Here is a 14,898-nt window from a genome sequence, read left to right as displayed (position 1 = left end):
GGTATCTGTCGTCGTGGGATCAAGGCTGCCGCGCGGGGCGTCCCGGCACATCTGCCGATCGGCAGATCCTGCGCGGGCGCCCGGCCGGCAGCAGGAGGGCCCGGCGCCCGTCCGCGCGAAGGCGGAGGACGCCGGGCCCCGTCGTCCGGTGGTGCCCCGCGGTCAGTCCCGCGTCCCGCGGAGCCTTTCCTGGAGGGCGCGGCCGATCTCGGCGACCGGTCCGGTCTGGAGCAACTGCCGGTGCGCGCAGTCGACCTCGACGACGTCGATGCCGCCGCTGACGTACGGGCGGAGGCCGGCCAGGGAGTGCTCCACCTTGTCGTCGGGGTGGTCGTCGTCCCGAGTGGCGACGAAGAACAGCACGTCTCCCTCGAAGACGCCCGGCACGTGGTCGACCGTCAGTCCCCAGTTGTTGTTGTTGACCGCTCCGATCCGCAGGATGTGCTCGTCGTCGAAGGTCGCCAGCGCGCTTCCCTCCTCCCGCAGGACGGCCATGACCTCGTCGTACTGAAGCTGTTCGTCACCGAACATCCCCGGATCGCGTCCGACGAAGTCCAGCAGGGCCAGAAGTACCTTCTGTTCGTCGGCGGCCACGTACTCCCCACCGAGGTCCTCGGACTTGACCGGGACCTGGTCGAGGTTGGCCAGCAGGGCGATGGACTCGCCCTGCCGCTGGAGCTGGACGGCCACCTCGTGGGCCAGCAGCGCACCCATCGACCAGCCCACCAGGTGGTAGGGGCCGGAGGGCTGGACCTCCCTGATCCGTTCCACGTAGTGCTCGGCCATCCGCGGTATCGAAGTGGGCAGTTCCTCCCTACGGGCCAGGCCGCGGGCCTGGATCCCGTAGATGGGACGGTTCCCGTCGACGTACCGCATCAGACCCGAGTACATCCAGCTGACACCGCCCACCGGGTGCAGGCAGAACAGCGGGGGCTCCGCTCCCCCGGTGCGCAGCGGCAGCACCACGTCGAAGGAGTCCTCGTGCTGTCCGCCGGTCCCCATCAGGTCCATGAGGGCTGCCACGGTGGGGGCTTGGAAGACCGCGCGGTTGGACAGTTCGACACCGAAGACCGAGCGGATCCGGCTGGTCAGCTGGATGGAGACGATGCTGTCGCCGCCCAGTTCGAAGAAGTTGTCGTCGATGCCGACCCGGTCCAGCTTGAGCAGTTCGGCCCACAGCCGGCAGAGCAGTTCCTCGCGCGGGTCGCGCGGACCCCGGCCGCCGGCCGCGGGGCCGAAGTCCGGGGCGGGCAGGGCCTTGCGGTCGATCTTCCCGTTGGCGTTCAGGGGAAGGTCCTCAAGGACCACGAACGCCGAAGGGACCATGTAGTCCGGAAGCCGTTGCGCGACCGCGGCGCGCAGTCCGGCGGCCGTTGCGCCGGTGGCCGGGACGACGTAGGCCACCAGCTTCTTGGTGCCGGGCTGTTCCTCCCACACGGTCACCAGGACCCGGGAGACCTCCGGTCGGTCCTCCAGGACCGCCTCGATCTCGCCGAGCTCGATGCGCAGGCCGCGGATCTTGACCTGGTGGTCGGCCCGGCCGACGAACTCGATGTCTGCCGCCTTGTTCCGGCGCACCACGTCGCCGGTGCGGTACATCCGCTCCCCCGGCGTCCCGTACGGGTCGGGCACGAAGCGTTCCGCGGTCATGCCGGGCAGTCCGAAGTATCCGCGCGCCGTGCCGGCTCCCGCCAGGTAGAGCTCACCGGACACGCCGGCCGGCACCGGGCGCAGGCGGTCGTCCAGCACGTAGGCGCGCTGGTTGTCCATCGGGCGGCCGATCGGCACGTTCCGGCCGGTCCGGTACGGGGCCCGCAGCGGGTGGCAGGTGGCGTACACGGTGGTCTCGGTGGGTCCGTAGACGTGCACCACCCCGGTGTCCGGGCAGGCGTCGAGCACCCGTTGGAAGGCGGCCGGGGAGACTTGCTCGCCGCCGGTCCAGACCTCGACGAGCCCGCCGAACACGGACGGGTCCTCCTCGGCCACCAGGTTGAACAGGGCCGTGGTCATGAACAGGGCGGTGAGCTCCTCGTCCGCGACGAGCGTGCGGAGCCCGTCCGCGTCGAGCTGGCCGGGGGGCGCCACCACGATGCGGCCGCCGCCCAGGAGGGGCGTCCACATCTCGTACGTCGAGGCGTCGAAGGCGTGCGGCGAGTGCAACAGGACCCGCTCGTGTCCGGTGGTCCACCGGGTGTCGGCCGCGAAGGCGACGATGTTGCGGTGGGTGATGCCGATGCCCTTGGGCTTACCCGTGGATCCGGAGGTGTACATGATGTAGGCCAACCGGTCGGGGTGCTGCGGCACCTCCGGCGCGGTGGTGTCGTACCCGTCGGCCGGGCCGGGTCCGTCGACGGGGTCGACGGTCAGCACCTCGGCGTCGTGGCGGAACTCCACCTCGGCCATGGCCCGGTCGACGAGGAGCACCCCGCACCGGGTCTCCTCGACGATGCCCTCCAGGCGCGGCACCGGGTGCCGGGAGTCGAGCGGCACGTATGCCGCCCCCGCCTTCAGGACCGCGAGGGTGGACACCACGAGGGCCACGGAGCGTTCCTGGAGGATCGCCACCCGGTCGCCCGGGTTGACGCCGGCGGCGATCAGCCGGCGGGCCAGCGCGTTGGCGCGGGCGTCGAGTTCCGCGTAGTCGAGGCGTTCTCCGCCGCCGACGAGGGCGAGGGCCTTCGGGGTGTCGGCGGCACGCGCCTCGAACAGGGCGGGGACGGTGTCCCGCGGGAAGTCCCGGGCGGTGTCGTTGGCCTCGCGCAGGAGGGACTTCTCCCGCTCGGAGAGCAGGTCGAGCACGCCGACGGTCGCGGCCGGGTCGGTGACGGCTCCTTCCAGCAGTCGCACCAGGCGGTCGGCGAAGGTCTCGGCCGTGGAGCGGTCGAAGAGGGCGGTGCCGTACTCCAGGCGGCCTCCCAGAACGGTCGTCCCGTCGGGCAGCCGCTCCTCACCGAAGTGGAACGAAAGGTCGAACTTGGCGATCTCCGCGTCTGTCGGCTGCGGGGCCAGGGTGAGGCCGGGGAAGACCAGGTCGGCCTCCTCGTTGTTCTCCAGGCTGATCGCGACTTGGAACAGCGGGTTGCGGGACAGGGTGCGGACAGGATTGAGCTCCTCCACCAGACGTTCGAAGGGAACGTCCTGGTGGGAGAAGGCCGCCAGATCAGCCGTCCTGACGCGTTCCACCAGTTCCAGGAAGGTCGGGTCGCCGGAGAGGTCGGTGCGCAGGACGAGGGTGTTGACGAAGAAGCCGACGAGTTCTTCGAGGGCTTCGTCGCCCCGGCCGGCGACGACGGTTCCGACCGGGATGTCCGTACCGACACCGAGGCGGTGCAGCAGGGCCGCGACGGCGGCGTGCAGCACCATGAACAGGCTGGCGCCGCTCTCGGCGGCCAGTCGGTGCACCTCTCGCGAGAGCTCCGCCGGGATCGGCAGCGGCACGTGCCCGCCGGCGTTGCCCGCCTCGGCGGCGCGCGGTCGGTCGAAGGGGAGTTCCAGTTCCTCCGGCAGCCCGGTGAGGGTGGTGCGCCAGTGGTCGAGCTGTCGTCCGAAGGCGCTGTCGGGGTCATCCTCGTCGCCGAGGACGCGCCGCTGCCACAGGGCGTAGTCGGCGTACTGGACGGGCAGCGGCACGAACTCGGGTGCGCGGCCGTCGACGCGGGCCGCGTAGGCGGCCCCGAGGTCGCGTGCCAGGGGGGCCAGTGAGGAACCGTCGCCGGCGATGTGGTGCAGGACGAGCACCAGGACGTGCTCGCGGGGGCCCGACCTCAGCAGGCGGGCGCGCAGCGGGAGGTCCCGGCCCAGGTCGAAGTCCGACACCGCGAACGCGCGGAGCTCGTCCTCCAGTGCGGTCCCGGTCACCGGGACCGTGTCGAGGGTGAACGCGTGGGTTCCGGCGGGCAGGATCCGCTGGCGCGGTACGCCGGCCTCGGCGGGGAAGACGGTGCGCAGACTCTCGTGACGGTCGACGACGTCGACGAGCGCCTCCCGCAGCGCCTGCTCGTCCAGTTCGCCGAGCAGCCGTACGGCCAGCTGGATGTTGTACGAGCCGGTGGTGTCCGTGACGGAGTCGATGAACCACAGCCTGCGCTGGGCGTGGGACAGCGGGAGCACCTCGGGACGTTCGACGGGTTCGAGTCGCCCGCGCGCCGCGTCGGCGTCCGTCAGTCGGGCGGCGAGGGCCGCCACCGTGGGCGCCTCGAACACCGTTCGCACGGGCACTTCGGCGCCGAAGGCGGTACGGATCCGGTTGACGAGCCGGGTCGCGAGCAGCGAGTGGCCGCCCAGGTCGAAGAAGCTGTCGTCGATGCCCACGTCCGGCAGGCCGAGTACGTCGGCGTACAGGGCGCACAGCACCGTCTCCCGTTCGTCGCGCGGGGCCCGCGGTCCCGCGGCGCTCACGTACTCGGGGGCGGGCAGGGCCTTGCGGTCGATCTTGCCGTTCGCGGTGAGCGGCAGGGAGGCGACGGACAGCAACGCCGAGGGCACCATGTAGTCCGGCAGTTCGGTGCTCAGGTGTTCCTTCAGCGCGCCGGTGTCCACGGCGCCGGCGACGCCGACCACGTATCCGACGAGGCGCTTGTCGCCCGGCCGGTCCTCGCGGACGATCACCGCGGCCTGCGAGACGTCCGGATGGCGGGCCAGCCGGTCCTCGATCTCGCCGGGTTCGATGCGGAAGCCGCGCAGCTTGACCTGTTCGTCGGCGCGGCCGACGAACTCCACGACGCCGTCGGCGTTCCAGCGGGCCAGATCCCCGGTGCGGTACATCCGGGCGCTGGCGGGGCCGAACGGGTCGGCCACGAACCGTTCGCCGGTGAGGCCGGGCCGGCCGGTGTAGCCGCGGGCGAGTCCGGCGCCGCCGATGTAGAGCTCGCCGGCCACCGAGACCGGGACGGGGCGCAGCGCCGCGTCCAGGACGTAGACCCGCATGTTGTCGAGCGGACGTCCGACGGGGACGTGGGCCGGTACGGGCTCGTCCGCGGCGATGACGTGGCCGAGGGCGAAGGTGGTCGTCTCGGTGGGGCCGTAGCCGTCGGCGACGACCGTGCCGGGGCAGGCCTCACGGATCCGGCGGACCGCCGCGGCGGGTACGACGTCGCCGCCCGTCCACACCTCGCGGACGCCGGCCAGGGAGCGGGGTGCCTCCTCGGCGACGAGCCGGAACAGTCCGGCGGTGAGCCAGAGTCCGGTCACCCGGTGTTCGGTGAGGACCCGTTCCAGGCCGGCGACGTCGAGTTCCCGGGGCGGGGCGACGACCACGCAGCCGCCGGTGAGCAGCGGAACCCAGACCTCGTAGGTCGAGGCGTCGAAGGCCGTCGGGGAGTGCATGAGCACCCGCCGGTGGGCCTGTCCCTCCCAGCGTCGGTCGAAGGCGAGTTCGACCACGTCGCGCTGGGTGATCTCCACGCCCTTCGGCAGACCGGTGGATCCGGACGTGTACATGATGTAGGCGAGCTGGTCGGGAAGAACGGTCACCTCCGGCGCCCCTGCCGGCTCGTCCTCGTGCGCGGGCAGGACGTGGACACCGAGTTCGGCGGCACGTGCGGCCAGCGCGCGGTCGGTGACGACGACCGGGGCACCCGTGTCGTCCATGACGTGCCGCAGCCGCGTCACCGGGTCGGTGTCGCGCAGCGGCACGTACGCGCCGCCCGCCTTGAGGACGGCCAGCAGGGCGACCGGAAGGTCGGCGGACCGTTCCATCAGTACGGCGACGGGCGTCTCGCGGCCCACTCCGAGCGCGGCGAGCCGGCCGGCCAGCCGGTCGGACCGTTCGTCGAGCTGCCGGTAGTCGAGGCCTTCGGCGCCGAAGACGACGGCCGGGGCCTCCGGGGTACGGGCGGCCTGGGCGCGGAAGAGTTCGGCGACACCGGCCGACGGCACGGCGCGGGCCGTGTCGTTCCATGCCACGAGCAGGGTGTGGCGCTCCGCTGCGGAAAGCGGGTCGAGGGTGTCGACGAGCCGGCCCGGGTCGGCGGAGAAGTGTTCGAGGATCAGCCGGAGCCGCTCGGCGAGGGCGGCGGCCGCCTCGTCGTCGAACAGGTCGGCCCGGTAATCGATCTTGAGGGTGATCAGCGTCCCGTCGTCCCGGGCGCCCAGCGCCAGCGGATAGTGGGTGCCGTCCTGGATTCGGGCGTCGACGACCCCGAGCCCCGCGGCGGTCTCCTCCAGCGTCTCCGCGTCGACCGGGTAGTTGCTGAACTCGGTGGAGGTGTCGAAGAGCGCTCCGGTGCCCGCGATCCGCTGGATGTCGGTGAGCCCCAGGTACTTGTGCGGCAGGAGTTCGTACTGCTGCTCCTGGAGCCTGGTGAAGAGGGCCAGCAGCGAGTCGCCCCGCTCGACGCGCACCCGTACGGGCAGGGTGTTGATGAAGAGGCCCACCATCGACTCGACTCCGGGGAGGTCGGCCGGTCGGCCGTTCACCGTCTCCCCGAAGAGCACGTCGTCGCGGCCGGTGAGACCGGAGAGCAGCAGGCCCCAGGCGCCCTGGATCACAGTGTTCTTGGTGAGACCGTGGCGGCGCGCCTGCTCGGTGAGAGCGGCCGTCGTCGCGGCGGGGACCTCCACCTCCAACACCCGGGGGCGCATCGGGGCGCGGGCCGGATCGGCCGGCGCGACGAGCGTGGGCTCGTCGACCCCGTCGAGCGTCCGGCTCCAGGCCTCCTCCGCGGCGGTTCGGTCCTGGCCCGCGAGCCAGGCCAAGTACTCCTTGTAGGGAGTGACGGGCGGCAGGCCGGAGTCGTCGCCGGTGCGGTAGAGCTCGAACAGCTCGGCCGACAGGACCGGCCCGGACCAACCGTCGAACAGGATGTGGTGGCTGGCGAGCATCAGGCGGTGCGCCTCGGCACCCACCTTGACGAGGGTGAAGCGCAGCAGCGGTGCCCGGCGCGGATCGAAGCGTTCGGCCAGGGCCCGCGACGTCAACCCGTCCAGCTCCCGGTCGCGTTCCACCGCGTCCAGCGCGCTCAGGTCCACCTCGCTCCAGGGCAGCTCCACCTCGCGGGGGATGACCTGGAGCGACTGGCCGGAGGCGCCGGGCCGGAAGGCCGCGCGCAGGTTGTCGTGCCGGCGGAGCAGGGTCTCCGCCGCCCCGCGTAGCGCGGCCGCGTCGAGTCCGCCACGCAGTTCGAAGGCGAGGAGCGTGGTGTAGATGTCCGCGCCCCGCTCGTCGTAGAGCGCGTGGAAGAGCAGCCCCTCCTGGAGCGGGGAGAGGGGCAGCACGTCGCTGATCGCGCTCTGCGCGGATTCCAGCCGGTCGATCTCGTCCTGACCGAGCGTGACGAGGGTGAGGTCGGACGGGCTGAGCCCGCCTGCTCCCGGCGCTCCCTCGGCGTGCAGGACGAGGGCCTCCAGGGCCCGGAACCAGGTTTCGGCGAGGTCGCGGACGTCCTCGTCGGAGAAGAGCTGCTGGGCCCAGATCCAGTGGGCGACCAGGTGCGGGCCGTCGGGGTAGGTGACGGCCGTCGCGGTGAGGTCCATCGAGTGGGGCAGCGCCATGGCCGCGTCGGCGACGCCCGAGAGGTCGTGCTGGACCTCGGGCCGCCCGGTCGGTGCGGCCTCCTCGGCGACACCCAGCCGTCCCAGGTAGTTGAAGCCGATCTGGGGCTGCGCGTACCGGCCCAGGACCTGCGCGGTCTGCGGGTTGAGGTGGCGCAGCAGGCCGAAGCCGATGCCGTTGTCCGGCAGGGCCCGCAGTTGCTCCTTGATCCGCTTGACGGCCCGGCCGGCCCCCGGACCACCCGCCCAGAGCTCCTCGGACGGGGACTCGCCCGGGTTCAGGCGCAGCGGGTAGAGGCTGGTGAACCAACCCACGGTGCGGGAGAGGTCCACACCGTCGGCGATCTCCTCGCGGCCGTGTCCCTCCAGGTCGATCAGGACGTCCTCACCCCCGCCGCGCCCCGACCGCTCCCGCCAGTCGATGACGGCCAGCGCCAGCGCGGTCAGCAGGACGTCGTTGATACCGGCGTTGAACAGGGCGGGGATACGACCCAGCAGGGGCTGGGTCAGGGCGGCGGGCAGGTTCAGGCTGAGCGAGGCGGCCGTGCCGAAGGTGTCCCGTGCGGGGTCCAGCCGCTGGGGCGTCAGCAGCGGGTCGGGCCCGTCGAGGATCCCTCGCCACAGCGAGAGCTCCCGCATCCGGTCCGGCGCGCCGGCCAGTTCGGTCAGCTGCTGCGACCAGTGGCGGAAGGAGGTGCCGACCGGTTCCAACAGCACCGGCCTGCCCGCCGTCAGCGACTCGAAGGCCGCCTCCAGGTCGGGCAGCAGGATCCGCCAGGACACGCCGTCGATGACCAGGTGGTGGGCGACGACGGTCAGCCGGCCGGGGGCGTCGCCGCCCGCGTCGAACCAGACGCACCGGACCATCGCCCCGGCGCCGGGGTCCAACCGGCCCTGGGCCGCGGTGATCTCCCGGGTCGCACGTGCGTCGAGTTCCTCGTCCGTCAGACCGGAGGCGATCAGAGCGGCCGCGTCCACGCGGTGGACGAGGTCCTCGGCCCGGACCGTGCCGGCCGGGGCGGTCTCCAGCGACCAGCCGAAGTCGTCCCCGATGCGGGACAGCGTCATCCGCAGGGCGTCGTGGTGGTCGAGGACCGCCTGGAGCGCCGCGGCCACCAGGGAGACGTCGACGCCCGCGGGAACGGGGAGGGACATCGTCTGGTTGAACTGGTCGATGGCTCCGCCGCGTTCGCGGATCCAGTGGATGATCGGGGTCAGCGGGACGTCGCCGACCCCGTCGCCCGCGACGGGCGCCGGAGCGGCGTCCGCCGACCGGGCCGCCTCGACCACCGCCACGAGGGCCTCGACCGTCTTCGCGGCGAAGACGTCGCGCGGGCTGAAGTGCAGCCCGGCCCGGCGGGCACGGCCGACCAGTTGGATGGTGAGGATGCTGTCGCCGCCGAGCGCGAAGAAGCTGTCGTCGACGCCGACCCGCTCCACGCCCAGGACCTCGGCGTAGAGCGCGGCGAGGGTCTCCTCCGCCTCCGTGCGCGGCGGGCGCGAGGCCTCGTCGGCGTGGAACTCGGGTGCGGGCAGGGCCTTGCGGTCAACCTTGCCGTTCGGGGTCAACGGCAGCCGTTCCAGCACCACGAACGCCGCCGGCACCATGTAGCCGGGCAGCGCGCCGGCGACGTGGTCGCGCAGTGCGGCCGGGTCCGCGGTGCGCCCTTCGGCCGGCATCACGTGCGCGACCAGCCGCCTGTCCCCGGGCCGGTCCTCGCGCACCCCGGCCACGGCACGGCCGACGTCGGCGTGTCCGTTCAGTACCTCCTCGATCTCGCCGAGCTCGATCCGGAAGCCCCGCAGCTTCACCTGGAAGTCGGTGCGGCCGAGGTAGTCGATCCGTCCGCCGTCGGTCCAGCGCACCAGATCGCCGGTGCGGTACATCCGGGTACCCTCCGGGCCGTACGGGTCCGCCACGAACCGCTCCGCGGTCAGTGCCCGGCGGCCGTGGTAGCCGCGGGCCACCCCGGCCCCCGCGATGTACAGCTCACCGGCCACACCGGGCAGGACCGGGCGCAGCGCCGCGTCCAGGACGTACACCCTGGTGTTGGCGACCGGCCCGCCGATGGTGACCGGCTCGGCGGCGTCGATCTCGGTGCCGGTGGAGTAGACCGTCGTCTCGGTGGGGCCGTACAGGTTCGTCAGCGTGCCACCCAGCCCGCACAGCCGGCGGGCCAGGTCGGCGGGGAGCGCCTCGCCCGCCGTGACCTTGTGCAGTCCGCGCAGCGCGTCGGGGACGGCGCCCTCCAGCACGTGCCACAGGCTCGGGGGCGCCTCCATCACGGTGGTCCCGGTCCGGGTGATCAGGGATGCCAGCTCGTCGGGGTTCTTCACCGTCTCCGAGCCGGCGAGGACCACCGCGGCGCCGTTGACCAGCGGGACGAAGAGTTCCATGACCGCGATGTCGAAGCTGACCGTGGCCAGCGCGGCCAACCGGTCCGTCGGGGTGAGCCCGAGCCGCTGCTGCACCGCCCCCAGCAGGTTGCTCATCGCACCGCCGGGCACCACGACGCCCTTCGGCAGTCCGGTGGAGCCCGAGGTGTAGATGACGTACGAGGCCTGCGAGGGGAGCCTCGTCACGGCCGGCGCCGTGGCCGGGCGGGTCTCCAGTCCCGCCCGGGCGATCTCGTCCTCGGTCACGGTGAGGACCGGCGCGGCGTCCTCCAGCATGTAGGCGATCCGGTCCGCCGGGAGCGCGGGGTCGACCGGAACGTAGGCCGCTCCCGCCTTGAGCACGGCCAGCAGGGCCACGACCAGGTCGGCGGAGCGGGGAAGCAGCACGGCGACGAACGTCTCGGGACCTGCCCCGCGTGCGCGCAGCCAGTGCGCCATCCGGTTGGCCCGGGCGTCGAGCTCCCGGTACGACAGTTCCCGGTCCTCGGTGATGAGGGCGACCGCGTCCGGGGTCCGGGCGGCCCGTGCCTCGAACAGCTCGGTCACCGAGTCGTCGGGGAACGCGGCCCCGCTGTCGTTCCACTCCACCAGCAGCCGCCGGCGCTCGGCGCCGGTCAGCAGGTCGAGGTCCGCGACGGGCCGGTCGGGGTCGGCCGCGAACGCCCGCAGCACACCGAGGAATCGGTCGGCGACGGCGAGCAGCCGGTCCCCGTCCAGCAGGTCCGGTCGATAGGACCAGTCCACGGTGATCCGGTCGCCGCGCTGGGCCGCCAGCAGGGCCAGCGGGTAGTGAACGGCGTCCCGCACCTCGGCGTCGACGACGCCGAGTTCCTGCGCGGACTCCCGGAGCGGCTCGGACTCCACCGGGTAGTTCTCGAACACCACGAGCGTGTCGAAGAGTTCACCCGTACCGGCCAGACGCTGCACGTCGGCGAGACCCAGGTACTGGTGGGCCATCAGCCGCGACTGACCCTCCTGGAGCCGCTGGAACAGCCCGGACAGGGTGAGGGTGTGGTCGATGTCCAGCCGCACCGGCAGGGTGTTGATGAACAGGCCGATCATGCCCTCCACCCCGCCGAGCTCCGGCGGACGGCCCGAGACGGTGGCGCCGAACACCACGTCGTTGCGGCCCGTCAGCGCCGAGAGCACCAGGCTCCACGCGCCCTGCACCAGCGTGTTGACCGTCAGGCCGTGCCGGCGGGCCGCATCGGTGAGCGCGACGGCCAGCTCGTCCGGGATCTCCGTCCGCCGACGCTCGGGCACGGCGGGTTCCCCGGTTCCGTCCGTCGCGGGCGCGATGAGGGTGACCTCCTCGATCCCGGCCAGCGCCGCGCGCCAGGCTTCGTCGGACGCCGTCCGGTCCTGGGCGGCCAGCCAGCCCAGGTACTCCTTGTAGGGGGTGACGGGCGGCAGGGCGCTCCCGTCGCCACCGCGGCGGTACTCCCCGTACAGCTGGAAGAGGTCCCGGACGAGCAGCGGCATCGACCAGCCGTCGATGGCGATGTGGTGGACGGTGAGGACGAAGCGGTGCCGGTCTCCGCCGAGCCGGATCAGCGTGCAGCGGACCAGCGGGGGCCGGGACAGGTCGAAGCGCAGCGCCCGGTCCCCGGCGAGCAGGGCGTCCACCCGCTCGGCCGTCTCCTCGTCGCTCAGATCACCGAAGTCGACCTCGGTCCAGGGAAGTTCGGCGCGGGCGGGGACCACCTGGAGGGTTCGGCCCGCCGCGCCCTCGACGAAGTGGGCGCGCAGGTTGTCGTGGCGGCGCAGCAGGCCGCGGGCGGCCCGGTGCAGCACGGCGGCCTCGACGGGTCCGCGCAGTTCCAGGACGGACTGGACCGTGTAGACGTCCGATGCCGATTCGTCGAACGAGCCGTGGAAGTGCAGGCCCTGCTGGAGCGGGGACAGCGGGAGGAGGTCCGCGAGCCCCGTGGGGGCGGCTTCCAGCTGCTCGATCTCCGCCTGGGAGACGGTGACCAGCGGCAGGTCCGAGGGGGTGAGGCCGCCGGCGGCCGGGCGCGAGGCGTGCGCGGACAAGGCCTCCAGCGCCTCGAACCACAGGCCGGCGATCTCGCGGACCTCGGCCTCGGCGAGGAGTTCACCGGACCAGGTCCAGGAGGCGACGAGGCGCTGCCCGTCGGGGTGTTCCACGGCCGCCGCGTTCAGTTCCAGGGTGTACGCCAAGGGCATCTCCCCGTCAGCGGCGCCCGTCAGGTCACGGACCCGGACGGTGTCGGCGCGGGCGGCGTCCTCGGCGTCGGCGCGACCCAGCCGGCCGAGGTAGTTGAAGCCGATCTGCGGTTCCGCGTGGCCGGCCAGCTCCGGGCCGGTCTCCGGGTTCAGGTGGCGCAGCAGGCCGTAGCCGATGCCCTTGTCGGGGATGGCCCGCAGCTGCTCCTTGACCGCCTTGAAGGCGGCGCCGAGGGCCGGGCCGCCGGACCACAGTTCGTCCTGCGGTGCCGTACCGGGATCGACGGCGACCGGGTGGAGGCTGGTGAACCAGCCCACGGTGCGGGACAGGTCGAGCCCGTCGCCGATCTCCTCGCGACCGTGGCCTTCGAGGCCGATCAGGACGGCGGAGCCGTCGCCGCGTCCGCGTTCGCGCCGCCAGCGCGCCACCGCCAGGGCGAGGGCCGTCAGCATGGCTTCGTCGGGGCCCGCCCGGAACAGGGCCGGAACCGGACCCAGCAGCGACTCCGTCACCGTGGCGGGCAGGGTCACGGACAGCTGCCGTCCGGCGCCGACCACGTCGCGGGCGGGGTCGGTGCGGCGGTCGGCCAGCAGGGGGTCGTCGGTGGACAGCACCGACCGCCACAGGTCCAGCTCGCGGACGCGGGGCCCGGAGCGGGCCTCCTTCGCCAGCTCCCGGGACCAGCGGCGGAAGGAGGTGCCGACGGGGTCGAGCCGTACCTCGGCGCCGGCCAGGAGCGAGGCGAAGGCGGCTTCCAGGTCGGGCAGCAGGATGCGCCAGGAGACCCCGTCGACGGCGAGGTGGTGGACGACCAGGGCGAGCCGGCCCTCGGTGTCCGCTCCGGCGTCGAACCAGACGGCCTGGACCATCCGGCCCTCGGCGGGTGCGAGCCGGTCCATGGCCGCCTCCACGTGGGCGGCCGCGGCGTCGTCGTCCCCGGATGCCGCGCGCCGGACGCAGTCCTGCGCCCGCACCGAGCCCGGGGCGGCGATGTCCAGTTCCCAGCCGCCGGCGCCGTTGGTCAGTCGCAGCCGCAGGGCGTCGTGCCGGTCGAGGAGTGCCTGTACGGCCGCGCGGATCCCGTCCTCGTCGAGACCGGCGGGGACGGGAACGGTCATGGTCTGGTTGAAGCGGTCGACGGGACCGCCCTGCGCCTGCTGCCAACGCATGATCGGGGTGAGCGGCACCGGTCCGGTCCCGTCGTCGGCGACGGCGGGCGCGGGCCGGCCCGCTCCGGCGAGCGCGGCGAGCCGGGCGACGGTCCGATGCTCGAAGATCTCCCGCAGGCTGAGCGCGATGCCGGCCTTTCGGGCGCGGTGGGCGAGCTGGATGGAGCTGATGGAATCGCCGCCGCGCTCGAAGAAGCTGTCGTGGACGGAGACCGATTCGACTCCGAGCACCTCGGCGAACAGCCCCCTCAGGACGGCCTCGCGCTCGCCGTCGGCCTCCCCGGGGGCGGGAACGTCCGCGTCGCGCGTGGGAACCGTCGCGGCGGGGGCGGCGGGCCCGGCCAGGACCAGGCGCGCCCGGTCGGCGTCGGTGAACAGCCTTACGGATCCGACCGGTTGGGAGGGGTCAGCCGCGAAGGCCGCGAGGACGCGCAGCAGCCGATCGAGGATCTCGCGTCCGGCGCCCGCGGCGAAGAGGTCGGTGCGGTGGTCGAGGCGGACCGTCATCCGCTCGCCCCGTACGGTCCCCTCCAGGTTGAGGGCGTAGTGCGTGGCGTCCACGGTGGAGGCGGCGACCGCGCCGATCCCCTCGGCCGAGTCCTGGAGGGTGTCCGTGTCGATCGGATAGTTCGCGAAGATCGTGATGGCGTCGAACAGGGGTCCGCCGCCCATCAGTTGCTGGATCTCCGCCAGCCCCATGTGCTTGTGGGCGAGGAGATCGGCCTGCTGGTCCTGGAGGCCGCGGACCTGCTCGCCGAGCGTCAGCGCGGCATCGACGCGCAGCCGCACGGGGAGGGTGTTGATGAAGAGGCCGACCATCTTCTCGACTCCGGACAGCTCCGGGGGCCGGCCGGAGACGGTCTCGCCGAAGACGACGTCACCGCGGCCGGTCAGGGAGCCGAGCACCATGCCCCAGGCCGTCTGGACCACGCTGTTGAGGGTGAGGCCCAGCGACCGGGCCCGCTCGATCAGCGCCGCCGACAGCCGCGGCGGGACCTCTTCGATGAGGGTCGCGGGCAGGGCGACACCCGTGCCGTCGCCGGCCACCAGGGTCGGCTCGGCACCCGCCAGGGCCCGCTTCCAGGCCAGTTCCGCCTCGGAGCGGTCCTGCCGGCCCAACCAGCCGAGGTACTCCTTGTAGGGAATGACGGGCGGCAATTGGGCGGTGTCCCCGCCGTTGTTGTACAGCGCCATCAGCTCACCGAGCACCAGCGGCATGGACCAGCCGTCGAGCAGGATGTGGTGGGCGGTGAAGACGAACCGGTACTCCTGCTCCGCCAGCCTGATCAGCGAGAACCGCAGCGGCGGCCGGGCGAGGTCGAACTTGCGGGTGCGGTCGGCGTCGAGCAGACGCTGCAGTTCCGTCCCGCGCTCGCCGGGCTCGACGTCACTGATGTCGGTCTCGGACCAGTCGGGCTCCGCGTCACGGAGGATGATCTGGACCGGCTCGCCCGAGGCACGGTTGCGGAACGAGGCGCGCAGGTTGTCGTGCCGGCGCAGTACGCCGGTGACCGCTTCGCGCAGTCCGGCAACGTCCAGGTCGTGCCGCAGGTCGAGCGCCATCTGAATGACGTACACGTCCGCGCCCTGCTCCTCGTAGAGGGCGTGGAAGAGCATGCCCTTCTGCAGCGGGGACAGCGGCCAAATGTCGAC

1 protein-coding gene is annotated in these 14,898 nt (G+C 72.8%); it reads right to left on the bottom strand.

From position 1 onward, the window contains the following. Positions 1-162: 162 nt before the first annotated feature. Positions 163-14,862, bottom strand: a complete 14,700-nt coding sequence (locus tag ACZ58N_RS08575) for an amino acid adenylation domain-containing protein (protein ID WP_471157564.1) — start codon at positions 14,860-14,862, stop codon at positions 163-165. Positions 14,863-14,898: the final 36 nt, after the last annotated feature.

Source organism: Streptomyces sp. NPDC040432 (assembly GCF_055595445.1).
The sequence above is the reverse complement of the archived record's forward strand: the minus strand, read 5'-3'. Positions and strand labels throughout refer to the sequence as shown.

What these genes read in the sequence shown, in the direction of transcription:
- ACZ58N_RS08575 (WP_471157564.1), bottom strand. Translation starts at nt 14,862, where the DNA reads ATGCTCTTCCACGCCCTCTACGAGGAGCAGGGCGCGGACGTGTACGTC.